The organism is Rhodococcus sp. ARC_M5 (assembly GCF_022810405.1).
In the GTDB taxonomy this organism is placed as follows: domain Bacteria; phylum Actinomycetota; class Actinomycetes; order Mycobacteriales; family Mycobacteriaceae; genus Rhodococcoides; species Rhodococcoides navarretei.
The window spans coordinates 288,259-315,196 of record NZ_JALGQE010000006.1 but is presented as its reverse complement, the minus strand read 5'-3'; the positions used below and the strand labels follow the sequence as shown (position 1 = coordinate 315,196).

The window sequence follows — 26,938 nt, the reverse complement described above, 5'->3', positions numbered from 1 at the left end:
GTGATTCGCGTTCGACAGCATTCGGATCGAATGCCGATGTTATTCGTACTCGTGCTCTTCGAGGTGAAGAACACACCAAACGTTATTCGGGTGTATTGCCGAGATGTGAATCGACTACCGGACCGATCACCGTGGCAGCATCGCCATTGGTCATCTCGTTGTGGAAAACGTCGACATCGTGGATGACGATATCTCCTGTCACATACGGACGCCATTCTTGCGGGGATCGAACAATTCCATCGCTTGCGCCCTTAGTTGCGGAAAAGAACAAGACATCTCCGTCGAACACGTCGGGGATGAACTCGGCCATTATCCGAGTCGAGTTCTCGAATCCCGCACTGATACGCCGGAGGTGGTCGGCGGAAACTCCGGTCGTCTGGCCCAGCGACTCGTCGAGTAGCTCGACACCTCGCTCGTAGGTCAACGGCTCGGTCGACGGCAGACCCGTCAGGTCGAGCCCCAACCCGGCAAGCAAGTTCTCGACGCTCAATCCCCCATCGGCGGTGTCGTCACCGTGGCCTTCGACGTAGCTGTCCAGCAGCGCGAGAGTGCCGACGTCGCTGCCGGTGCTGCGCAGTTCCACTGCTATCGCATGAGCGAGCGAGCCGCCGAGCGACCATCCGAGTAGGTGATAGGGACCCACCGGCTGGACCGCGCGAATCTCGTCGGCGTACCGGTGTGCCAGGTCGCGAATCGAGCCGAAGCTCGACCCTTCCACGATGGACGGCAGTTGCAGCCCGTACACGGGACGGTCATCGCTCAGGTGCGAGACGAGCCCGGCGTATCCCCAGGACAGACCGATTCCGGGGTGAACGCAGAACAACGGAGCCTTTGCCCCCGTCCCGCGCAACGGAATCACCACGCCGAACACCGAATCGAGATCGGCACCGCCGGCGTCCGCATCCGCGGCGACCCGTGCGGCCAAACCGGCAGGTGTCGGATCGACGAACAACGCTTGCAGCGGGACCCGGACTCCTATGGCGTTCTCGATGGCGGGCACGATCTTCGTGGCCACCAGCGACGTTCCGCCCAGCTCGAAGAAGTTGTCGTCCATGCCGACCCGATCGACCCCGAGAACCTGAGCGAACGCGTCGGCGATCGCAGACTCCACGTCGCTGGTCGGTGCCCGATAGGGAGTTGTCGACGTCGTCAGCTCGGGAACCGGCAGTGCCCGGCGATCGAGCTTGCCTACCGGAGTCAATGGAATGTCGTCGAGCTCGATGATCGCCGACGGAACCATGTGGCGTGGAAGCATTTTGGCGACGCGATCGCGCAGCGCTTCGGTGTCGAGCGATTCGCCGTCCGCTGCGAGAACGTAGGACACGAGCACCGTGTCACCGGATGCGGCCGTATGTCCGATCGTGGCGGCGAATCCGACCTGCTCGTGCTCGGTGAGCGCGGAGTCGATCTCACCGAGTTCGATACGGAAGCCGCGCACCTTGACCTGGAAATCGCTGCGTCCGACGAACTCGACGACCCCTGCGCTACCCCAGCGTACGACGTCGCCGGTTCGGTACATCCGGTCCCCCGGGGTACCGAACGGGTCGGCGACGAATCGCTCGGACGTGAGTCCGAACCTGCGCAGGTAGCCGCGTGCGGTGCCGGGTCCGGCGATGTACAACTCGCCCGAGACTCCCGCCGGTACCGGCCGCAGACGGGCGTCGAGCACCATGAACCGGAAACCGGTTCCCGGCCTGCCCACGTCCACCGTGCCACCGGGGACCAACGGTCCGCCGACACTTGCCTGAATGGTGGTCTCGGTAGGACCGTAGCCGTTGAACATCTTGCGGCCCGGCGCCCATTTCGCCACCAGTTCCGGAGTGCATGCCTCACCACCGACAGCAAGGACGCGAACGGTACCGAGTCGTGACTCGTCGATCGACGACAATGCCGCGGGTGTCAGGAACGCATGCGTGACGTGTTCTGCTTCGAGCAGGTCGGCCAACTCGCCGCCGCCGAACACCCCCGGCGGAACGATCACCACGGTAGCTCCCACTCCGAATGCCATCGTCAGCTCGTAGATCGACGCGTCGAAGCTCGGCGACGCGATGTGCGAGACACGTGAATCCCGGGTGGGACGGAATCGTTCGAGCACCTCGGCCTGGAGGTTGGCCAAGCCACGGTGTCGTACTGCGACGCCCTTCGGCCGCCCCGTCGAACCCGAGGTGTAGATCAGGTACGCGGGGTGGTCGACATGCAGCGTCGCCGTCCGATTCGCGTCGGTCACCGCATCGGCCGGGTAGCGAGACAACTCGGCCGATATCTCCGGATCGTCCAGAACCAGCCACGGGATGGTGTCGGGCAGCGATCGGCTGCTGTCGATATCGGTGAGACCCATTGCCGCACGGGAGTCCTCGAGCATGTGCTCGATTCGGTCTGTCGGGTAGTTCGGATCGACAGGCAGGAATGCTGCGCCGGTCTTGGCCACTGCCCACACCGACAGCACCGACTCGATCGATCGAGGCAGCGCCAACGCGACGAAGGTCTCGGGTCCGACGCCGTAGTCGATCAGCATCCGAGCGATCCGGTTGGACCAGCTGTCGAGGTCGGCATAGGACAGGCTGACGCCTCGGTAGGTGATGGCGACCGCATACGGGTCGAGAGCGACCGACGCCGCGAGCATTTCCGGCCACGTCCGGACTGCCGCATCGGCGTTTCCTCGCGCCGGTGCCAACGCATGCTGCTCGTCGGTGCCCAGAATCTCGATGTCCCCGACCACCGTGCGAGAATCGCGCCCGACGGCAGCGAGAACGCGGATCAGTCGAGCCGCAATGGCCTCGACGCTGGCTGCATCGAACAGTGACGTGGCGTAGTCGAACGCGGCCTCGAAGCCGGACGGACGTCCCTCGTCGTCGAAGTTCTCGGACAGCAGCAACTGAAGATCCTGCTTGGCCACGGGTACGTCGAAGTCGAAGCCCTCCACCCTCAGATCCGGAAGCTCGAGCGAGGCCTTCTCGTTGTTCTGGAACGACAGCGCGACCTGAGACAGCGGAGCGTACGCCGTCGAGCGCGTGGGATTGAGAACCTCGACGATTCTCTCGAAGGGCATTTCGGTGTGATCGAATGCGTCGAGATCGTGTGCCTTGACCTGGCTCAGCAGTTGATCGAATGACGAGGATTCGTCCACTCGGCTCCGGAGCACCAGCGTGTTGACGAACATGCCGACAAGATCGTCGAGCGCCGCGTCACCGCGCCCGGCGACCGGGGTGGTGATCGCGATGTCGTCCGTGCCGCTCAAACGAGCCAGTACCACGGCGAACGCCGCGTGCAGAACCATGAACATACTGACGTTCTGTTCGCGGGTGATGTCGACGAGGGCCCGATGGATGTCGGCATCCACAGTGAAGCGAACTCGGCCACCGCGGAAATCCTGCGTGGTCGGCCTCGGCCGGTCCGTCGGCAACGGCAGCAGGTCGGGAAGCCCCGCGAGCGCAGTGGACCAGTGCTCGAGCTGAGCCGCGGCCACGCTCGAGGCGTCCTGCTCGTCTCCGAGCAGCGACCGCTGCCAGATCGTGTAGTCGGCGTACTGGACGGGAAGCGGCTCCCAATTCGGGGCCTGTCCTGCACTGCGCGCCGAGTACGCGACAACCACGTCGCGAGCCAACGGTGCCATCGACGCGCCGTCGGCGGCGATGTGATGTACGACCATCGCGAGCACGAAGACGGGATCCTTCGATGCCTCGTCGGTGGGGTCGAGTACCTCGAACAGCTCGACATGCACCGGGATCTCGGAGGTCACGTCGAATCCTCGACCGGCCAACAGAGCCACGCGATCGGTCAGCACAGCGGCATCGATCCGTTCGGACACCACCGCGGGTGCCACCTCGGCAGCCGGATGCACGAGCTGCACCGGGAACTGTGGTCCGTCGGGGAAGGTCGTTCGAAGAGACTCGTGGCGCTGCAGCACATCGACCACCGCAGCAGCCAGCGCAGCAGTGTCCAACTGTCCGGTCAGCTTGACGACCAACGGCACGTTGTATGCCGCCGACGACGTGTCGAACTGGTTGATGAACCACATCCGCTGCTGAGCAAGCGACAGAGGTATGTAATCCGGACGCGACACCGCCACGAGAGCCGGCCGCCGGGTTCGAGTGTTCGCGGCGCCGACAGCGGTCGCCAGACCCGACACCGTCGGGGTCTCGAAGATCGTCCGAACACCGATCGAGGTGCCGAATTCCGCGTTGACGCGGGCGATGACTCGCGTTGCGCTGAGCGAGTCGCCACCGAGCTCGAAGAAGCCGTCGTCTGCACCGACTCGACTCACTTCGAGGATCTCGGCGAAGATTGCCGCGACAGTGAGCTCGCCGGGCGTTCCCGGCTCGCGGTACGAGGTGGCAGTGCCGAACTCCGGCACGGGAAGTGCGGCGCGATCGAGCTTGCCCACCGGAGTGAGCGGTATCGACTCCAGGACGACGATGGCGCTGGGCACCATGTGCGACGGCAGCGCAGCAGCGAGATGATCGCGCAGGACTGCCGTGTCGAAGGTATCGACCGTCTCGGCCGGGTTGTCCCCCGTCAGGCGCACGTACGCAACGAGAACTGTGGCACCGGTCGGCCCGGGAGTTCCGAACGTCGCCGCGAAGTCGACCGACGGATGGGTCGAGAGCGCGGCGTCGATCTCACCGAGTTCGATGCGGAAACCGCGGACCTTGACCTGAGAGTCGCTGCGACCGACGTACTCGACGGTGAGATCCGGCGACCAGCGCACCACATCTCCGGTGCGGTACATGCGGGCACCGGGAGCGCCGAACGGATCGGCGACGAATCGCTCTGCCGTCAGACCCATTCGATCGTGGTAACCGCGAGCCAGGCCGACACCTGCGAGATACAGCTCTCCCGCCACGCCGACGGGGACCGGCTGCAGCCGTGAGTCGAGAACGACCTCGTACACGCCCCGCACGGGCCCGCCGATCGACACCGGCTCACCCGCCACCATCGGTGCGCTGATGTTGGACATGATCGTGGCCTCGGTCGGTCCGTACCCGTTGAACAGGTTGCGGCCCGGAGCCCACTTGGTGACCAACTCGGCGGGCACTGCCTCGCCACCGACGACGACATCGGCGAACGAGTCGAGCCCGGTCGGATCCACCGACGCCAACGCGGATGGGGTGATGAAGCCGTGGGTGACCGATTCACGGGCCAGCAACGACGCCAGCTCTTCGCCGCCGTACACCGTCGGCGGCACGATCACCATCGTGGCTCCGACACCGAACGCGAGGAGGTACTCGAGCACGGACGCGTCGAAACTCGGCGACGAAACGTGCAGTGTGCGTGAGGCTTTCGTGACCCGATAGCGCTCGCGCTGCTCGGTCGCGAAGTTGTCGAGGCCGGAGTGGGTGACCACGACCCCCTTCGGAACACCCGTCGAACCCGAGGTGTAGATCGTGTACGCGGCGCTCGCGAGGGTGACGCGACCGTGGCGTTCGTCGTCGGCGATGGGCTCGTCGCTCACCGCGTTCGGACCGTCGGTGGCGAGGTCGTCGAGAACGATCCACGGCACGGTCGACGGCAGATCGTCGAGGTGAGTGCGAGTGGTGACACCGAACGTTGCGCCGGAGTCTGCGAGCATGTGCTCGATGCGATCGGCCGGGTAGTTCGGGTCGACCGGTACGAATGCCGCACCGGACTTGGCGACTGCCCACACCGTCAGCACCGACTCGATGGACCGCGCGATTCCGAGCGCGACGAACGTCTCGGTGCGTACACCGTGGCCGAGCAGGATGCGCGCGAGCCGGTTCGACCGACGGTCGAGCTCTCGGTACGTCATGTCTCCGTCGACGCTGCGCAGCGCGACGGCGTCCGGGTCGACGGCTGCGGCGTCGGAGAAGATCTCCGGCAACAACCGGGTCGAGCGACCTTCGAGTCCGAATACCGGAGCCAACGAAGCGAATTCGGTGTCGGCCAGCAGTCTGAGCCGAGCCAGTGGCTGCTGCTCGTCCGTGAGCACCGCATCGAGTACACGCTCGACTCGGTCGACGATGGCGTGTACATCCTCGATCTCGAACAGTTCGGGCAGGTACTTCGCCTTGAGGTTCAGGCGCTCGTCGACCGACGACACCAGTGTGAGCGGATAGTGCGCGGCGTCGGTGCCGAGGATATCCGTCACCTGCATACCTGCGAAATCCGTTGCAGCAGAAGCTCCGGCGCGATCGACCGGGTACGACTCGAACACCGTCAACGTGTCGAACGCGACCCCGGCACCGGCAGCGCGCTGAATGTCGGTCAGGCCCAGGTAGTGGTGGTCCAACAGCGACGCCTGCTCGGCCTGAACTCGGTCGACCAGCGCGCCGAGTGTTTCGGCCCTATCGAGCGTGACCCGAACGGGCAGCGTGTTGATGAAGAGCCCGATCATGCCCTCGATGCCGGGCACCTCCGGCGGCCGACCCGACACGGTTGCACCGAACACGACGTCGTCGCGACCGGTCAGAGTCGCGAGCACGATGCCCCACGCAGTCTGAACGAGTGTGTTCAGAGTGGACCCGCGGCGCGCTGCGAAGTCGCGCAGCGCGGCGGTGGTCTCGATCGACAACGACCGCTCGGTCTCACTGGAGACAGTCGACAACTGTCGACCCCGATCACCGGCGACCAGCAGTGTCGGCTCCTCGACGCCGGCCATCGCGCTGACCCACTGAGCGGTGGAGATCGCGACGTCGCGTTGCCGCATCCATGCGAGGTAGTCCCGGTACGCGGGCACCCGCGGCAGCATCGAGTCGTCCGACTCGGTGACGTACAGCGTGATCAGTTCCTTGACGACCAGAGGCGTCGACCATCCGTCGAGCAGGATGTGGTGATTGGTCAGCAGCAGCCGCCAGTGATCGTCGGCGAGGGTGATCAGCGTGAATCGAAGGAGCGGCGCAGAATCCATCTCGAATCGCACACCACGGTCGGCCGCCAGGACTGTCTCCAGTGCGGCCTCGACGTCGGCTTCACCGCGCAGATCGACCTCGGACCAGGGAACCGTGACGGAATTCTGCACGACCTGCAGCGATTCGCCGGTGCTGTTGTGTACGAAGGCTGCTCGCAAGTTCGGATGACGAGAGACGAGCTTGTTCACAGCGGAGTGCATCCGCTCGGCATCGACGACGCCACGCAGCTCGAGACCGAGCTGCACCATGTAGGCGTCGACGCCTGAGCTGTCGCTACCGACCTCACCTGCGAGGCGGGCATGGAAGAGCAACCCGGCCTGCAGCGGCGACATCGACCACACGTCGTCGAGGTCGGGGAACTGCTTCTCGAGCACCTCGATGGAGCGCTGATCGATGTCCACCAGCTCGAGGTCGGACGGCGTGAAGCCGCCCGCGCCGTCCACCGAGGCGTGCTCGGTGATCGCGGTGAGTGCCTGCGTCCACAGTTCGATCAACCGACCGACCGCGTCGGCATCGAGGACCCCGGCCGGGAACGCGAAGGTTGCGTCGAGTTGCGGGCCGTCGGGTGTCGAGGTGGTGACGGCATTGATGTCCAGTGCAGCCGGTACGGGCATGTCCGGATTCTGCGCGTCGCCGAGTTCGGCGTCGGCCACCGGAATCCAGCCCACATCGGCCATGCCTTCGGTGGATCCGGTCGAGAACCGCCCGAGGTAGTTGAAGCTGACCTGCGGAGCGGCGAACTCGGACAGTGCCTCGGTCCCAGCGGGATCGAGGTACCGCAGCATGCCGTAGCCGATTCCGTGGTCGGGAATCTCCAGCAGCTGCTCCTTGACGGCCTTGATCAGTGCACCGGCGGAGTCTCCACCCGCCAACGCGTCGGCGAGGTCGACCGAACCGAGATCGAGACGCACCGGGAAGATCGTGGTGAACCAGCCGACAGTTCTACCGAGATCGGCTCCCGGGACCACGGCGTCTTCGCGGCCATGGCCCTCGAGCGTGATCAGCGCGCTGCGTACAGCGGCACCGCGTTCGCGACGCCAGGCCGTGAGAGCCAGTGCCAACCCGGCCAGGAGGCCGTCGTTGACGCTGCCCCGGAATACCTCGGGCACCGTGGTCAGCAGACGCTCGGTGACCTCGACCGGAAGTGAAGTGCGGATACGTTGCACGGTGGCGTCGACGTCGACGCGCTTGTCCAGTGGTCGCGAACCGATCGTCGGATCGTCACCACTGAGGATCCGCTGCCACAACCCGAGCTCGTCGCCGCGGCTCGCGGTGACCTCGGTCAGTCCGGTGGACCACCGCCGCATCGACGTTCCGACAGGTGCCAGCACAGGCTCGCTGCCCGCGACGATCTGGCTCCATGCCGTCGCCAGATCCGGAACGAGGATGCGCCACGACACGCCGTCGATGACGAGGTGATGCGCGACGACGAGGAGTCGCCCGGACCCGTTCGGGCCCTGGAACCACACCATCTGCACCATGACACCGTCGGCAGGGAGCAGTCGATCCGCGGCGGCGTCGAGTTCTGTTGCGGCACGGGAGGAGAACTCGGCACCATCGACCGAATCGACCGAGACCGCGTGGATGACCGACGCGGCGGACACCGTGCCGATCGGAGACACTTCTTCGTGCCAGATGCCGTCCGCATCCTCGAACAACCTGGAGCGAAGCATGTCGTGACGATCGAGCACAGCCTGGACGGTGCGTTCGAGAGTGTCGCTCTCGATGTCGAGCGGAAGCTGAAGCAGTGCCGTCTGCGTGTAGCGACCGAAGTCGGTACTGCGGTCCAACATCCAACGCACGACCGGTGTCAGCGGTAGCGATCCGACTCCCCCACCGGCGAGTTCCTCCAGCACGACGACGTCGCCGCCCAGAACGACCACCTCGGCCAACGCCGCGACGGTCTTGCGCTCGAAGATGTCGCGCGGAGCCAGGACGAGACCGGCTGCCTTGGCGCGTGAGACCAGCTGGATGGACATGATGCTGTCGCCACCGAGCGCGAAGAACGAGTCGTCGACGCCGACGGTGTCGAGGCCGAGGACGTCGGCGAACAGTCCGGCGAGGATCGATTCGACTTCGGTTGCCGGCAAACGACTTTCGGTCACGTTGGCGGAGAAGTCCGGAGCCGGCAGTGCTCGGCGATCGAGCTTTCCGTTGGCCGTGAGCGGCAACTCGTCCAACACGATCAGCGCAGCCGGAACCATGTAGGACGTCAGCGAGTGTCCGACGAAATCCAGAACGGCGGCGTGGTCGAGTGTTCGACCTGCTTCGGCGACGACGTATCCGATCAGTCGATCACCGGACCCGTCGTCTCTGACCGAGACCACGGAGGCCGCGACACCGTCGTATGCCAGCAGGGCACTCTCGATCTCGCCGAGTTCGATGCGGAAGCCGTGCAACTGAACCTGCATGTCACTGCGGCCCAGGTACTCCAGAGCCCCGTCGCGATTCCAGCGGGCCGTGTCGCCGGTGCGGTACATCCGTGCGCCCGCCCCTCCGGACGGATCGGCGACGAAACGGGTGGCAGACAGGCCCGCACGACCGAGGTAGCCGCGAGAGAGCTGTGCCCCCGAGACGTACATTTCGCCGGTCACACCCGGCGGTACCGGGTTGAGACGCGTATCGAGAACAGCGACGTGCAGCGCGGGAATGGCCTGGCCGATGACACTGGCCGACGCCGAAGCGGCGAACTGTTCGGTGAGGGCGAGATGACTCACGTGGACGGTCGTCTCGGTGATGCCGTACATGTTGACCAGCGTGGGGGCGGATTCGTCGTGTCGGGCGTACCAGCGACCCAACTGACCGAGATCGAGTGCCTCGCCGCCGAAGATCACGTAGCGCAGCGACAGAGATTCGGAGTCCGCGCCGCCAGCAAGGTCTCCGGTGGCCACTCGGTCCGCTTCCGCGAACTGGTAGAACGCCGTCGGCGTCTGGTTGAGCACCGTGACCTTCTCGCGTACCAGCAACTCGCGGAAGAGCTCCGGGGAGCGTGCCGTGTAGTAGTCGACGACGACGAGCGTTCCACCGTGCAGTAGTGGTCCCCACAGCTCCCATACCGAGAAGTCGAACGCGTACGAGTGGAACATCGTCCAGACGTCGCGATCGTCGAAATCGAAGAGATCTGCTGTGTTCGCGAACAGCGTCGCCACGTTGCGGTGCGCGATCTGCACGCCCTTGGGGCGACCGGTACTGCCCGAGGTGTAGATGACGTAGGCGATCGAGTCGGCGCTGGTGCTACCCGAGCGGTCCGCGTCGGTGAGCGGCGCGCCCGACACACCGCTCAACTCGGCGAGCAGCTCGGGTGAATCGATGAGAAGGACATCGAGGTCGGAGGCGGGAACGGCTGCACTGTCTTCGACCGTGGAGATCACGCAGACGGGTGACGCGTCCTCGAGCATGAACGACAGGCGGTCGGCCGGGTAGGAGACGTCGATCGGCAGGTAGCCGCCACCGGACTTGATCACTGCGAGAAGAGCCACGATCAGCTCTTCGTTGCGCGGCATCGCGACCGCAACGAGCGATTCCGACGTCACTCCGCGCCCGACCAGGACACGTGCCAGCCGGCTGGACCGTTCGTCCAGTTCGGCGTAGCTGAGCGAGCGATCGCCGAAGACGACCGCACGTGAATCGGGGAATCGCGCAGCGGCGGTGGCGAATCGATCGGCCAACGTCGCGTCGGATGCCACCAGCCCAGCGTGGTTCCAGTCACCCGTCATGGCGTCGAGCTCACCCGGAAGCAGCAGATCGATGTCGCCGACGACGCGCTCGGGATCGGCCGTCACCGCGGCGAGTACGGCGCGCAATCGTGCCGAGAACTCCTCGACGGACGCTTCCTCGAAGAGGTCGACCGCGTAGGTGATCGCGGCGGTCATCCCCGACGGGGCGCCGGATTCGTCGTACTGCTCCGCGACGGTCAGCTGCAGATCGAATTTCGCGACGTGCGCGTCGATGTCGACGGCTTCGACCGTGAGCTCCGGCAGCTCGAGCGTGGCCGAGGTGTTGTTCTGGAATTCGAGCAGCACCTGGAACAGCGGTGAGTGGTCGGTCGAACGAGCGGGGTCGAGTACGTCGACCAGTCGCTCGAACGGGACATCGGTGTTGTCGAAGGCGGCCAGATCGGCTGTCCGGGTGGAACGGAGCAACTCGGTGAACGAGAGCCCCGGTGCCACCTCCGTACGCAGAACCAGCGTGCCGACGAACATGCCGACCAGGTCGTCGAGTGCCGCGTCGCCTCGTCCGGCGATCGGCGTTCCGACAGCGATGTCCTCGGTGCCGCTGAGGCGTGCCATCAGGATCGACCACGCAGCGTGTACGGCCATGAAGACGGTCGCCTCGTTGGCACGCGCGATCTCGACCAGTTCGGCATGAGTGGTGCGGTCGATCTCGAACCGAACGCTGTTGCCGCGCATCGACTGCCGAGCGGGCCGTGGATGATCGAGCGGCAGCGGCAGCACGTCGGGAAGATCCGCAAGGGCGGTCTTCCAGAATTCCAATTGTTGTGCCGCCAGGGACGACGGATCGGACTCGTCGCCGAGTACGGTGCGTTGCCAGATCGCGAAGTCCGCGTACTGAACATCGAGCGGTGCCCACATCGGAGCGCCGGCCGCTGCGCGTGAACCGTAGGCGACCATGACGTCTCGCGCCAGTGGTGCCATGGACGCGCCGTCGGCCGCGATGTGATGCACGACGATCGAGAGCACGAACTCGTCCGGTGCCAGCCGATACAGGACCGCACGGAACGGTAGATCAGTCGAGACATCGAATCCCGTTGCGGCAGAAGCCGAGATGGCCGCCACGACCTCGGTGGCGTCCAGATCGACGACCTCGAGTTCGGTTCTCGCGGTCTGCGCGTCGAGGATCTTCTGCTCGGGGCGCTCACCGTGGGTGGGGAACACCGTGCGCAACGACTCGTGACGTTCGAGTACGTCCCCGACGGCTGCACTCATCGCGGCGATGTCGAGGTGGCCCGTCAGACGAACCGCGAGCGGGATGTTGTAGGCAGCCGACGCAACGTCGAACTGGTTGATGAACCACATCCGTTGCTGTGCCAGCGACAACGGAATCGAATCCGGTCGCGGCTTCGCGACGAGAGCGGGACGACGAGAGGCGCCGACCGGGGTGCTCAGTACCCGCACCGCAAGCGACTCGACCGTGGGTGCCTCGAACAGCGCGCGCACACTGATCGTGGTGTCCAGAGCGGAGTTGACTCGTGCGGTGAGTCTGGTGGCGCTGAGCGAGTCTCCACCGAGATCGAAGAAGCTCGCGTCGATACCGATGCTCTCGATTCCGAGTACCTCGCCGAAGATGTCGGCGATGATCTGCTCGGTCTCGTTACGCGGTGCACGCGAGTCGCTTCCGAGATGGAGATCGGGTGCGGGCAGCGCATTGCGGTCCAGCTTGCCTGCGGGCGTCAACGGAATCGAGTCCAGCGCGACGAACGCGGTCGGAATCATATGCGTCGGAAGCGAACTCGACACATGAGTGCGCAACGCTGTCGTATCGATCTGTTCGCCGGAACGCGGAAGAACGTACGCGACCAGAATCGTGTTCCCCGCGGGACCGTCGACACCGACGGTGGTAGCGAATTCGACCGACGGATCGTCGGTCAGCACAGCGTCGATCTCGCCCAGTTCGATGCGGAAACCGCGCACCTTGACCTGGAAGTCGCTGCGTCCGACGTACTCGAGCGTTCCCGACTCGGTCCACCGCACGACGTCGCCGGTGCGATACATCCGGGCACCCGGCTCGCCGTAGGGATCGGCGACGAAGCGCTCTGCCGTGAGGCCGAATCGGCAATGGTAACCGCGGGCAAGCGCGGGCCCGGCGAGATAGAGCTCACCTGCGACACCCACCGGTACGGGGTGCAGCCGCGTGTCCAGCACGACCTCGCGGAAACCGATTGTCGGCGAACCGATGTCGATGGACGAGTCGCGATGCAATTGATCGCTGATGGACGAGAAGATGGTCGCTTCGGTCGGACCGTACGCATTGAACATCCGGCGACCCGGTGCCCAGCGGGCCACGAGTTCCGGCGGACAGACGTCGCCGCCGGTGGCGACGACTCTCAGCTCCGTCAGGCCGTCCGGATCCACCGATGCGAGTGCGGCGGGCGTGACGAACGCGTGCGTGACGTGCTGTTCTGCGAGCACGTCGGCCAGCTCGGCACCACCGTAGACCGAGGTGGGCGCGATGACCATGGTCGCGGCACCGGAGAAGACCATGAGTAGTTCGAGGATGGAGGCATCGAAACTCGGTGATGCGAACGCGAGAACGCGCGCGTCGGGAGCGACCTCGAAACGAGTGCGCTCTTCCTCCGCCAGATTCGCCAACCCACGATGGGTGACGGTGACGCCCTTGGGCACACCGGTCGAACCCGAGGTGTAGATCAGGTATGCGACGTGGTCGACGTGCACGGGGCCGACGCGGTCGTTGTCGTCAACCGGCGTGGTCGAGCGTTCTTCGAGTTCGGCGAGCGTGTCGTCCTGGTCGAGAACAGTCCACCGGGCAGCGCCGAGACCGTCCACCGCGGGTGTGTGCGCGGACAGGGTGAGACCGAGCGACGCGTTCGAGTCGACGAGCATGTGCTCGACGCGGTCGCGCGGGTAGCTCGGATCGATCGGTAGGAATGCCGCACCGGTCTTGGCGACCGCCCAGATGCCCAGTACGGATTCGATGGAACGTGGCAGGGCCAGCGCAACAACGGTTTCCGGTCCGGCACCGCGAGCGATCAGAGTTCGGGCGAGAGCAGACGATCGCGCGTCGAGCTCGGCATAGTCGACCGTGCGGCCGTCGCTCCACAGTGCGGTGCCGTGCGGATTCGTCGCCGCTGCATCGGTGAAGATGTCCGGAAGGAGTCGAACTGCCTCCGACGACGGTCCCCGAACCGGTGCCAAGCGGACCAGTTCTTCCTCGGACAGCAACGACAGCGACCCGACACGTCGATCGGTGTCGGTGGCGATGGCATCGAGAACCCGGACGATTCTGTCGACCGTCGCAGCAACGACGCTGTGCTCGAACAACTCCGGCAGATATTTGGCCTCGATGTGCAGCCGATCGTCGACCATGGCGACCAGGGTCAGTGGATACTGCGCCGTGTCACTGCCGTCGTGCACATCGTGCACGTGCATGCCGGCGAGGTCCGTGTCGGCCGACAGGCCGGCTCGGTCCATCGGATACGACTCGAACACCGTCAGGGTGTCGAAGGCGACGGCCGGCCCCACAGCGCGCTGAATATCGGTGAGTCCGAGGTAGTGGTGATCGAGCAGAGCTGCCTGTTCTGTCTGCACCCGATCCAGGTATTCACCGAGCGTCTCGGACGGATCGAGCACGATTCGGACCGGCAGAGTGTTGATGAACAGACCGACCATGGACTCGATGTCCGAGACCTCCGGCGGGCGTCCGGACACGGTGGCACCGAAGACCACGTCGGAGCGTCCGGTCAGAGTGCCCAGCACCATCGCCCACGAGGCCTGCACCATCGAGTTCATCGTCACGCCACGTGCGCGAGCGACGCCACGCAACCGGTTCGTCTGCTCCACATCGAGCGAGATCAACGAACGGCCGGCCAACGTCGATTGCTGGCGCCTGCTCTCGACCGGGGTCAACAATGTCGGCTCGGAAAGCCCTGCGAGGGCTTCGGTCCACGCGGTGAGCGCGGTCGAGCGATCACGCTTGGACAACCACGACAGGTAGTCGCGATATGCCGGTACGCGCGGAAGCACGGTGTCGTCGCCGTCGACCACGTAGAGCGTCAACAGGTCCTTGAGCAGCAGCGGCGTGGACCAGCCGTCGAGCAGAATGTGGTGGTTGGTCATCACCAGACGCCACTCGCCCGGCGCCACCGTGATGAGCATGAAGCGCAGGAGAGGGGCCTGCGCCATGTTGAATCGGGTGGCTCGGTCGTCGTGCTCGATGCGATCGAGCTCGACAGCTCTGTCGTCGCCGTTCAGTTCGGTCAGGTCGAGCGCCGTCCACGGCACGTCCACGTCGTGGTGAACGATCTGGATCGACTCGCCGTCGCTGTTGTGCACGAAGGCGGTACGTAGGTTCGCGTGTCTTCTCAGCAACGCCTGCGCGGCACGTCGGAACCGTGCTTCGTCGACGCTTCCGCGCAACTCCAGCACCAACTGGACGATGTAGGCGTCGACGGACTGATCCGACAACTCGGCGTGGAACAGCAGCCCGGCCTGCAAGGGCGTCATGGACCAGATGTCGTCGAGTGTGGGATAGACCCGCTCGAGGTCGTCGATGGAACTCTGATCGAGGCGCACCAGGTCCAGATCGGACGGCGTGAAGCCACCTGCTTCGGGCCGTTGAGCATGCCGTGTCAGAGCGGTGAGTGCCTGCCGCCACAGCTCGGTCAGTTCCGTGACGTCGTCTGCGTCGAGCACCCCGGTGGGGAACGCGAACGTGGCCTCGAGCCGAGGGCCGGTCGGGGTGGCAGTGGTGACGGCGTTGATGTCGAGCACTGCCGCGACCGGAAGATCGTCGTCCTGCGAGTCGCCGACACCGGAGTCCTCGACGGGTAGCCAACCGTGTCCGCGCAGCTCATCCGGAATGTCCGTGCTGTAACGACCGAGGTAGTTGAAGCTGACCTGGGGCGCCGGGAAATCACGAAGGGCGGCGGCACCGTCCTCGTCCAGGTAGCGCAGCATGCCGTAGCCGATGCCATGATCGTCGACGGCCAGTAGCTGTTCCTTGACCGACTTGATCAGTGCGGCGGCTGCAGCGCCGCCGGCAAGCGCATCGTCGATGTCGATGCCGTCGAGAGTCAGCCGCAGCGGATAGATCGTGGTGAACCATCCGATGGTGCGGCCGAGATCGGCACCCGGCACGACGTGGTCCTCGCGGCCGTGGCCCTCCAGAGAGATGAGTGCGTCGTCGACGATCACCCCGCGGTTGCGCCGCCATACGGTCATTGCGAGTGCCAGCGCAGCGAGCAGGCCATCGTTGACGCTGCCGCGGAAGGCGTCGGGCAGCGCTTTCAGCAGTCCCTCGGTGACGTCGGTGGACAGCGCCAGTTCGACTTTGTCCACCGTCCGGTACACGTCGATCTCGCGATCGAGTGCACGTGACCCGATCAGAGGATCGGGCTGAGCCAGAACCTGTTGCCACACGGCCAACTCGTCGCCGCGGGTGGCAGTGACCTCACGCAATCCGTGCGCCCAGCGGCGCATGGACGTGCCGACCGGTGCCAGCTCGGGAGTGTTCCCGCCGATGATCTGGGCCCACGCCGAGGCGAGGTCAGGAACGAGGATCCGCCAGGACACGCCGTCGATCACCAGGTGATGAGCGACGACGAGCAGCCGACTCCCCTCGGACCCGGCGTCGAACCACACCATCTGGATCATCACACCGGAATCGGGAGCAAGACGCCCGACGGCTGCAGCCGCCTCGGTCGTGGCCTGATCCGAGAACTCTTGTCCGTGAACAGTTGTCGACGAGACGCGGCGCACGACGGACTGCGCCGTGACCGATCCGACCGGAAGAACTTCCAACGACGGGGCGTCGCCGCGGTGCAGTACGCCGCGGAGCATGTCGTGGTGGTCGAGGACTGTCTGAACAGTCGCCTCGAGCACATCGAGTTCGATGTCGCCCGGAAGCGTGAGTACGGCGGTCTGGGTGTGCTGATCGAGCACGGCCGTGCGGTCGAGCATCCAGTGCACGATCGGGGTGGCCGGAACGTCTCCGACCCCGCCACCGGGAAGCTCCTCCAGCACGACGGGGACGGTGCCGTCACCGGAGGCGACCACCTCGGCGAGCGCCGCTACCGTCTTGTGCTCGAACACGTCTCGTGGCGACAGGGCCAGCCCTGCTGCCTTGGCGCGCGAGACCAGCTGAATGGACATGATGCTGTCTCCGCCGAGCGCGAAGAACGAATCGTCGACGCCGACGCGGTCCAGCCGGAGAACTTCGGCGAACAGTCCGGCCAGAGTCTTCTCGACCGCATTCTCTGCATCACGACCCGAGGTGACCTGAGCGGACCAATCGGGTTCGGGTAGTGCGGTGCGGTCGAGTTTGCCTGCCGGGGTCAGCGGAATCGACTCCAACATCACGAACGCCGACGGCACCATATGAGCAGGCAACACCGAACTGACATGCTCACGCAGAGCACCCGCCTCGACACTGCTACCGGCCACCGGCAACACATACGACACCAACACCGTCGACCCAGCAGCAGACTCACGTCCGATGGTCACCACGAAATCGACACCCGCAACCGCAGCCAACACCGAATCGATCTCACCCAACTCGATCCGGAAACCACGCACCTTCACCTGAAAATCGCTACGCCCCACATACTCCAACGCACCCGAAGCATTCCACCGCACCACATCACCGGTGCGATACATCCGCGAACCCACACCACCGAACGGATTGGCCACGAACCGCTCCGCCGTCAAACCCAACCGCGCGTGATACCCACGAGCCAACGCCGGACCCGCCAGATACAACTCACCCACCACACCGACGGGCACCGGATTCAACCGCGCATCCAACACCACCTCCGCGAAACCGATCGTCGGCGAACCGATATCGACCGACTCCCCCACCACCAACGCCGACGAAATCGACGAGAAAATCGTCGCCTCCGTCGGACCGTACGCATTGAACATCCGCCGACCCGGCGCCCACCGCGCCACCAACTCCGGCGCACACACATCACCACCGGTCACCACCACCTGAACCGACTCCAACCCCACCGGATCCACCGACGCCAACGCCGCAGGCGTCACGAACGCATGCGTGACCCGCTCCTCGGCCAGCAACGACGCCAACTCCACCCCACCGAACACCAACGGCGGAGCAATCACCATCGTCGCCCCACCCGAAAACGCCAACACGAACTCCAGAATCGACGCATCGAAACTCGGCGACGCGAACGCCAACACCCGAGACGACGGCCCCACACCGAACCGAACCCGCTCCTCGGCAGCCAAGTTCCCCACACCACGATGAGTGACCACCACACCCTTGGGCACACCCGTCGAACCCGACGTATAAATCAGATACGCCGCATCATCGAGACGCAACACACCCGAACGCTCCTCCTCCAACACCGGAGCAGACGACCGAAACGCCAAATCCGCCACCACATCCGGATCATCGAGCACCACCCACGACACCCCACCCACACCCGACACCGCACCCACATGCGCACCCAACGTCACACCCACCACAGCACCCGAATCGACCAACATGTGCTCGATCCGATCCACCGGATAATTCGGATCCACCGGCAAGAACGCACCACCGGCCTTCGCCACAGCCCACACCGCCACCACAGACTCCACCGACCGCGACAACGCCAACGCCACGAACGACCCCGGACCCACCCCACACGACATCAACATCCGCGCCAACCGCGACGACGCCGCATCCAACTCACCATAAGAAACAACCCGCGAACCCGACACCACCGCAACACCACCGACACCGGCCACACCCACAGCACCAGCCAACAACTCCGGCAACACCACACCCACCACAGACCGCGGACCACGAACCGGAGCCAAGGAGTCGTACTCGTTGCTCGACAGAATCTCGATGTCACCGACCTGGATGGACGGCGTTGCCGTCACGGTATCGAGGATCCGGATCAGGCGATCGGCGAGCACTCGGATTGTGTCTGCGTCGAACAGTTCTGTGGCGTAACGGAAGCCGGCACCGATGCCCAATGGGGTTCCGGACTTGTCGAATTCCTCGGCGACCGTCAGCTGCAGGTCGAAGTTGGAAATGTCGTTGGGAAGTTCGATGCCCTCGATCGACAGACCCGGCAACGTCACCGTAGGACGGTCGGTCTGCTGGAACTCGAGCATCACCTGGAACAGCGGAGCATGGGCAGTCGATCTCGCCGGATCGACCGCATCGACGACCCGCTCGAACGGGACGTCCGAATGAGTGAACGCAGCGAGGTCGACGGTGCGCACGTCCGAGAGCAGGTCCTCGAATCGAGTCGAGCCGGACACCTGGGTGCGCAGAACGAGGGTGTTGACGAACATGCCGACGAGTTCGTCGAGTGCGGCGTCGCCGCGGCCCGAGATCGGCGTTCCCACCGAAATGTCCTCGCTACCCGACAGGCGGGCCAGAAGCACCGCCAGAGCCGCGTGCACGATCATGAAGGAACTCGAATTGTGCTCGGCGGCAACGGTAGCGAGACGAGCATGGATCGCGGCGTCGATCTCGAACGAGACGGTGTCGCCGCGCAGGGACGCCACCGCAGGTCGCGAGCGATCGGTCGGCAGAGTCAGCACCTCGGGGCTGCCGGACAACGTGTCGACCCAGAAGGCGACCTGCTTGGCCATCAACGACTCGGGGTCGGACTCCTCGCCGAGGAACCGGCGCTGCCACAGTGCGTAGTCGGCGTACTGCACCGGCAACGGTTCCTGGCCGGGTGCGTGTCCTGCGGCCCGGGCGCTGTAGGCAACCATCAGGTCTCTGGCCAGCGGGGCGCTCGAGAACCCGTCGGAGGAGATGTGGTGCACCACGAGGACGAGCACGTGCTCGTGCTCGCCGACCCGAATCAGTCGGACTCGCAGCGGAACGTCGGCCACCACGTCGAAGCCCGAACCTGCTGCCTCACCGATCAACTCGTGCAGGTGTCGCTCGTCGGCCGCATGAATCGGTGTCAGATCCGGCAGTGCCGACGCCACGTCGAGGATTGTCTGAACGGGGCCGCCGTCGGTCAGCGGGAACATCGTGCGGAGCGACTCGTGGCGGGACAGCACGTCGCCGATGGCCGAATGCATCGCGTCGACGTCGAGGACACCGCTCAGCCGCATGGCGAACGCGACGTTGTACGCAGCCGACGTGGTGTCGTACTGGTTGATGAACCACATCCGCTGCTGCGCCAGCGAGAGCGGCACGACATCCGGCCGCTCCTGCGGGACCAGCCGAGGAGCGGCGGCAGCGTCGTGCTCGCCGATGTCGATGCCTGCGGACAAGGCCCGCACGGTGGGCGCGTCGAACAGATCTCTGATGCCGATGTCGGTGCCGAGTGCTGCATTGACCCGCGCGACCAGGCGCATCGCGATCAGCGAGTTGCCACCGATCTCGAAGAAGCTCGAGGTGACGCTGACCTGAGACATACCGAGTAGGTCGCCGAAGACACCGGCGACGATCTCTTCGACGGGGTTCTCGGGCGCGAAGAATTCCGAAGCGGCGACGGTGAACTCGGGCGCGGGCAATGCCTTGCGATCGAGCTTGCCGCTCGCATTGACGGGCAGCGAGTCGAGCACCACCACGTGTGAGGGCACCATGTACCCCGGGAGACGACGTGCAGCTTCGGCCGTCAGGATTGCGGGGTCGACAGCAGAACCGTGCGCGCCGACGACATAGGCCACCAGCGTCTCACCGGTGTTCGGATCCTTGTGCACCAACGCGATCGCCTGCGCAACCGACTCGGATCTGAGCAGCACTGCTTCGATCTCGGGCAGCTCGATGCGGAGGCCGCGCAGCTTGACCTGGAAGTCGGTACGGCCGATGTATTCCAGCTCGCCGTCGGCGCGCCAGCGCACCAGATCGCCTGTGCGGTAGAGCCGCTCGCCCGGATCGCCGAACGGATCTGCGACGAAGCGATCCGCCGTGAGGTCGCCGCGGCCGACGTAACCACGCGCGAGTTGTACACCCGCTAGATACAGCTCGCCCGGAGCACCGATCGGGGCCGGTCGCAACGAGGCGTCGAGAACGTACAACCGGGTGTTCCATACGGGTGCGCCGATGGGAATGGACACCGCGTCGCGCCCGGTCACGTGGTAGTAGCTGACGTCGACGGCGGCTTCGGTCGGCCCGTAGAGGTTGTGCAGCTCGGCGAGGGAGAACTGTGCGAACTGCGCCGCTGTGGCGGGCGGAAGTGCCTCGCCACTGCAGAACACCAGCCGCAGCGAGACGCATTCGGCGGCTCGCGCTCCCGCTGCGAACACCGCGAGCATCGACGGTACGAAGTGCGCCGTGGTGATGTGCTCGTCCGCGATGATGCGGGACAGGTACGCCGGATCGCGGTGGCCGTCCGGTTCGGCCACCACCAGCTTGGCACCTACCTGCAAGGGCCAGAAGAATTCCCAGACCGAGACGTCGAACGTTGCTGGGGTCTTCTGCAGAACGGTGTCGGCCGGCTCGAGGTGGTACTCGTGCTGCATCCACAGCAACCGGTTCACGATCGCCGAGTGGGTCACGGCAACGCCCTTGGGGCGGCCGGTCGAACCGGAGGTGTAGATCACGTACGCGGTGTTCGAGCCGTGCAGACTTCCCAGACGGTCCGAGTCGGTGACCGAGGAGCGATCGCGATCGGAGACGTCCAGCAAATCGACGGCGAGCACCGGAGTGGCGACCGGAATGTTGATCCAGTCGCGGCTCGTGGTGAGGATGCACACCGGCTGAGCGCTGGACAGAACGTAGGACGACCGTTCGACCGGATGATCGGGATCGATCGGAACGTAGGCACCGCCGGCCTTCACGATGGCGTACATGCCGACGAGCAAGTCGATCGATCGGCGGATCGCCAGCCCGACGTGGGACTCGGGCGTCACGCCGAGCGAGATGAGGTGCCGCGCCAACTGATTGGCGCGCTCGTCCAGTTCGAGGTAGGTGATGTGTTCGTCCTCGAACACGAGCGCGGTCGAATACGGACTGCGCAGCACCTGTCGGTCGAAGAGGGCGCTGAGCGTCATCTCGACGTCGCCGGCCGGGATCTGGTGATGAACCGGGGATTCGATCTGCCGTGCGGTGTCGTTCCACTCGAACAGGACCAGTTCCCGCTCCGCAGCGGACAGAATGTCGATGTCACCGGTGCGAATGTCCGTCGTCGCGCCGATGGTCGACACGATCCGGAGGAAACGATCGACGAATCGGTCGATCGTTTCTGCATCGAAGAGATCTGTGGCGTAGGTGAACGCAGCCGACAGGTCACCCGACTCGTCGACGGGTTCCTGATCCACGCGGAGCTGCAGATCGAACTTCGCTGTGTCGGTGCTGATCTCCTGGAAATCGACAGTGAGATCAGGCAACTCGAGTGTCGCCGACGCGTTGTTCTGGAACTCGAGAAGAACCTGGAACAGCGGTGAATGATCGGTCGACCTCGCCGGGTCGAGAACGTCGACGAGACGCTCGAACGGGATGTCGGTGTTGTCGAAGGCCGCAAGATCGGACCGGCGGGTGTCTGCGAGCAGTTCGGCGAACGTCGCCTGCGGCTCGACCTGCGTCCGCAGTACCAGCGTTCCCACGAACATGCCGACGAGATCGTCGAGCGCTGCGTCGCCTCGTCCGGCGATCGGAGTGCCGATGGCAATGTCCTGGGTGCCGCTCAGACGCGCGAGCAGCACTGCAAGTGCGGAGTGCACGACCATGAACAGCGTCGACTCGTGTGCGGCAGCGACCGAGGACAACCGAGCAGCGACGTCGGCGGGAATCGTGAACGGAGTGACGCTGCCGCGCATCGACTGCTGAGTCGGGCGTGGCCGATCGTGCGGCATGGGCAACACGTCGGGCAGGTCGGCCAGCGCCGATTGCCAGAAGTCGATCTGGCGCGATGCCACCGAGGTGGGGTCTTTCTCGTCACCGAGAACGTCATGCTGCCACAGCGCGAAGTCTGCGTACTGCACGGCCAGGGGCTCCCACATCGGAGCCGAACCAGCAGATCGTGCACCGTAGGCGACCATCACGTCTCGGGCCAGCGGTGCCATCGAAGCACCGTCCGCCGCAATGTGATGGACGACGATGGAGAGTACGAAACTCTCCGGGCCGGTTCGGTACAGCACCGCCCGGAAGGGAAGATCGACCGTGACGTCGAATCCTGTTGTAGCAGCGGCGTATACGAGAGTCTCGACCGCTGCTGCGTCGGCATCGACCACATGGAGTGGGAGGTTCGATCCGGTGACGTCCTCGACCGGAGCGATGACCTGGTTCGGTAGGTCGCCCACCGTCGGGAACACCGTGCGGAGCGATTCGTGTCGGGACAGGACGTCACCGACGGCCGCCGACATCGCGTCCACGTCCAGACGGCCCGTCAACCGGACGGTGAGGGGAATGTTGTACGCGGGAGAGGACACGTCGAACTGGTTGATGAACCACATCCGCTGCTGCGCGAGAGACAGCGGGACGGAATCGGGCCGATCCACGGCGACCAGTGCCGGACGGCGATGCAACGAGGCGCCCTTGGATTCGGCCCGTTCTGCCAGAGTGCGAATCGTCGACGCCTCGAACAGGTCCAGAACCTTCAGATCTGTTCCGAGAGCAGAGTTGACTCGTGCAACCAAACGCGTTGCCACAAGGGAGTTTCCGCCGAGATCGAAGAAGCTGTCGGTCACGCCGACCCGATCGACCTCCAACACGTCGCAGAACACCGCCGCGACCGCGGCCTCGTATTCCGTCTCCGCGGCCTCGTATGCACCCTGCGAACCGAGTTCGGGTTCGGGTAGTGCGGTGCGGTCGAGTTTGCCTGCCGGGGTCAGCGGAATCGACTCCAACATCACGAACGCCGACGGCACCATATGAGCAGGCAACACCGAACTGACATGCTCACGCAGAGCACCCGCCTCGACACTGCTACCGGCCACCGGCAACACATACGACACCAACACCGTCGACCCAGCAGCAGACTCACGTCCGATGGTCACCACGAAATCGACACCCGCAACCGCAGCCAACACCGAATCGATCTCACCCAACTCGATCCGGAAACCACGCACCTTCACCTGAAAATCGCTACGCCCCACATACTCCAACGCACCCGAAGCATTCCACCGCACCACATCACCGGTGCGATACATCCGCGAACCCACACCACCGAACGGATTGGCCACGAACCGCTCCGCCGTCAAACCCAACCGCGCGTGATACCCACGAGCCAACGCCGGACCCGCCAGATACAACTCACCCACCACACCGACGGGCACCGGATTCAACCGCGCATCCAACACCACCTCCGCGAAACCGATCGTCGGCGAACCGATATCGACCGACTCCCCCACCACCAACGCCGACGAAATCGACGAGAAAATCGTCGCCTCCGTCGGACCGTACGCATTGAACATCCGCCGACCCGGCGCCCACCGCGCCACCAACTCCGGCGCACACACATCACCACCGGTCACCACCACCTGAACCGACTCCAACCCCACCGGATCCACCGACGCCAACGCCGCAGGCGTCACGAACGCATGCGTGACCCGCTCCTCGGCCAGCAACGACGCCAACTCCACCCCACCGAACACCAACGGCGGAGCAATCACCATCGTCGCCCCACCCGAAAACGCCAACACGAACTCCAGAATCGACGCATCGAAACTCGGCGACGCGAACGCCAACACCCGAGACGACGGCCCCACACCGAACCGAACCCGCTCCTCGGCAGCCAAGTTCCCCACACCACGATGAGTGACCACCACACCCTTGGGCACACCCGTCGAACCCGACGTATAAATCAGATACGCCGCATCATCGAGACGCAACACACCCGAACGCTCCTCCTCCAACACCGGAGCAGACGACCGAAACGCCAAATCCGCCACCACATCCGGATCATCGAGCACCACCCACGACACCCCACCCACACCCGACACCGCACCCACATGCGCACCCAACGTCACACCCACCACAGCACCCGAATCGACCAACATGTGCTCGATCCGATCCACCGGATAATTCGGATCCACCGGCAAGAACGCACCACCGGCCTTCGCCACAGCCCACACCGCCACCACAGACTCCACCGACCGCGACAACGCCAACGCCACGAACGACCCCGGACCCACCCCACACGACATCAACATCCGCGCCAACCGCGACGACGCCGCATCCAACTCACCATAAGAAACAACCCGCGAACCCGACACCACCGCAACACCACCGACACCGGCCACACCCACAGCACCAGCCAACAACTCCGGCAACACCACACCCACCACAGACCGCGGACCACGAACCGGAGCCAGGCGAGCGCGTTCGGCGGCGGACAGAAGGTCCACGTCACCGATCAGCAGGTCCGGCTCACTCGTCAGAGCGTCGAGGATCCGCAGCACGCGGCGACCGAGTTGAGCCACGCTCGTAGCGTCGAACAGTTCTGTGGCGTAATCGAAAACGATAGTGGGAGAATTGGACTCGTCGACGGTGACGACGAGGTCCATTGCCGATCCGTCCTGCGGCAAGGCGGATGGACCGAATCGGAGCGCAACCTGCGCAAGGGGGTTGTACGACCCGGTGCTGGGCAGGCCGAGGGCACGAACGACGTCATCGAACGACGCTTCGCTGTGCGCCATCGCGGCATCGAAGTCCGTACTCGACGACTCGACGAAGTCGGAGAACGAGTGCCGACCGTCGGGTCGAGTCCGCAGAACGACGGCGTCGCCGGCAGCAGTGGGCACGGCAATCGACACGTCGTCGGTGTTCGCCAAACGAGACAGCAGCACAGCCAGCACGGACTCGAAGACCACGAACGGGGTCGTGGACCGGTCGGCGGCCAATCGTTCCACAGCGCCCCAGGTAGCGGATCCGACAGCCACCTCATGAGACGCACGAACATGGCCGATACGCGAGGGCCGCGGTCGATCGCAGGGCAGATCGAGCAGATCGGGCGCATCGGCCAGGCGATCGGCCCAGTACGCGGTCTGGGCCGCGACACGGCGACGTCGTTGGCCTTCGCTGGCGCTGTCGGGGTGCACCTCGACAGCGGGAGTATCGGGGCCCGCCGCGATGAAGGCTTCCACCATGTCGACGAAGCTCGAATGGTGTGCGGTGAGGTCGTCGTCGTCGTACCGGTTCGGGTTGGCCCTGAAGTCGACGTATGTCCTTGCCGGAGAACCACTCTGATAGACATTGACCAGAAGATCCTCGACCGGACCCGACGTCACGATGTTGAATTCGCCGACGATCGACCCGAGCTCGATCTGCTGGTGGAACAGCATCATGTTGACCATCGGGCCGGCGAGCTGCTTGTCACTGCCGGATGCCGCGAGTTCCCGCCGGATGTCCTCGATGCTGAAGCGCTGGTGCCGCAGCGCACCCATGAGCTCCAACTGCACCTGTTGCACGAGGTCGCCCACGGTGGCGTCCTGGGACACGTGCATCGGGATCGGTGCGACGTTGACGAGCATTCCGCCGGATCGACGCAGCAAGGCAGTGGTGCGCGCCGACACCGGGATGTTAACCAACACGTCTTCTCGCCCGGTCATTCGGGAGAGGTAGCAGCCGAACGCAGCGATGAACACCGCAGCGGCGGTTCCGCCCTTGCTGGTGTCCGATCCTTCGAGTGCGTTGACGACGTCCTCGGGCAGGGCGATGCTGCGCAACTTGCTCGCTGCGATGGTGCGCCCAGGCCGGTTGGACAGAGATGCTCCGTCGTGGATGTCCGCAGCGCGCGAAGTCCAGTATTCCTTGTCGGACTCGAACCGTGACGACGTCCGGTACTCCTGATCGAGCTCGTACAGTCGGCGAAGCTCCGCGGCTTTGTTGGGCGCAGGTTCGACCTGCTCGACTGCTGCGGTGTAGAGGGCGGCGGTGCGATTGACGAGCGTCATGGCACCGTAGCCGTCCAGGGCGACGTGGTGGATCTTGCTGTACCAGAGGTTGCGCTCGTCCTCGACCTGGATGATCCAGCTCTCGACGAGTGGGTCGTTCTCCATGTCGACCGGCTGTACGTAGTTCTCGTCGATCCAGCGCAGGGCCGAGGTCATGGGATCGTCTTCGTCGCGCAGGTCCAGATAGTGCACGGACTGGTCGATGGAGTGATCGACCATCTGCACCGGTTCGCCGTCGACCTGCGTCAGGCGGAGGTAGGCGGACTGGAATTCGTGTCCGGCCTGCGCCGACGCTTCCTGCAGCACTGCTATGTCGAGGCTGCCTCGCAGATCTACGTACTGGGCGATGCAGACCGGTACATCAGGTGCGAGTTGTTGCGCGAACCACATGCCTCGCTGTGCAGAGGACAGCGGGAAGCCGCTCTCGAATCCGGAGCCGGACGGAGGTGTCTGTGACCCACCGGTCGTCGTAGCGCGCATTCACTTGCCCTTCGGCGACACGGTAGCGGCGGCGATTGCCGACGTCGGGTCGATCGACCCGGAGCTTTCGGTTCGGCTCGG

1 protein-coding gene is annotated in these 26,938 nt (G+C 64.9%); it reads right to left on the bottom strand.

Annotation, left to right across the window (positions count from 1 at the left end):
• Nucleotides 1–82 precede the first annotated feature (82 nt).
• Nucleotides 83–26,857 carry a non-ribosomal peptide synthase/polyketide synthase gene (locus MTX34_RS12495; RefSeq protein ID WP_243609642.1) on the bottom strand — a complete coding sequence of 8,925 codons (26,775 nt, stop codon included), beginning with the start codon at nucleotides 26,855–26,857 and terminating at the stop codon, nucleotides 83–85.
• Between the last annotated feature and the right edge of the window lie 81 nt (nucleotides 26,858–26,938).

What these genes read in the sequence shown, in the direction of transcription:
- MTX34_RS12495 (WP_243609642.1), bottom strand. Translation starts at nt 26,857, where the DNA reads ATGCGCGCTACGACGACCGGTGGGTCACAGACACCTCCGTCCGGCTCC.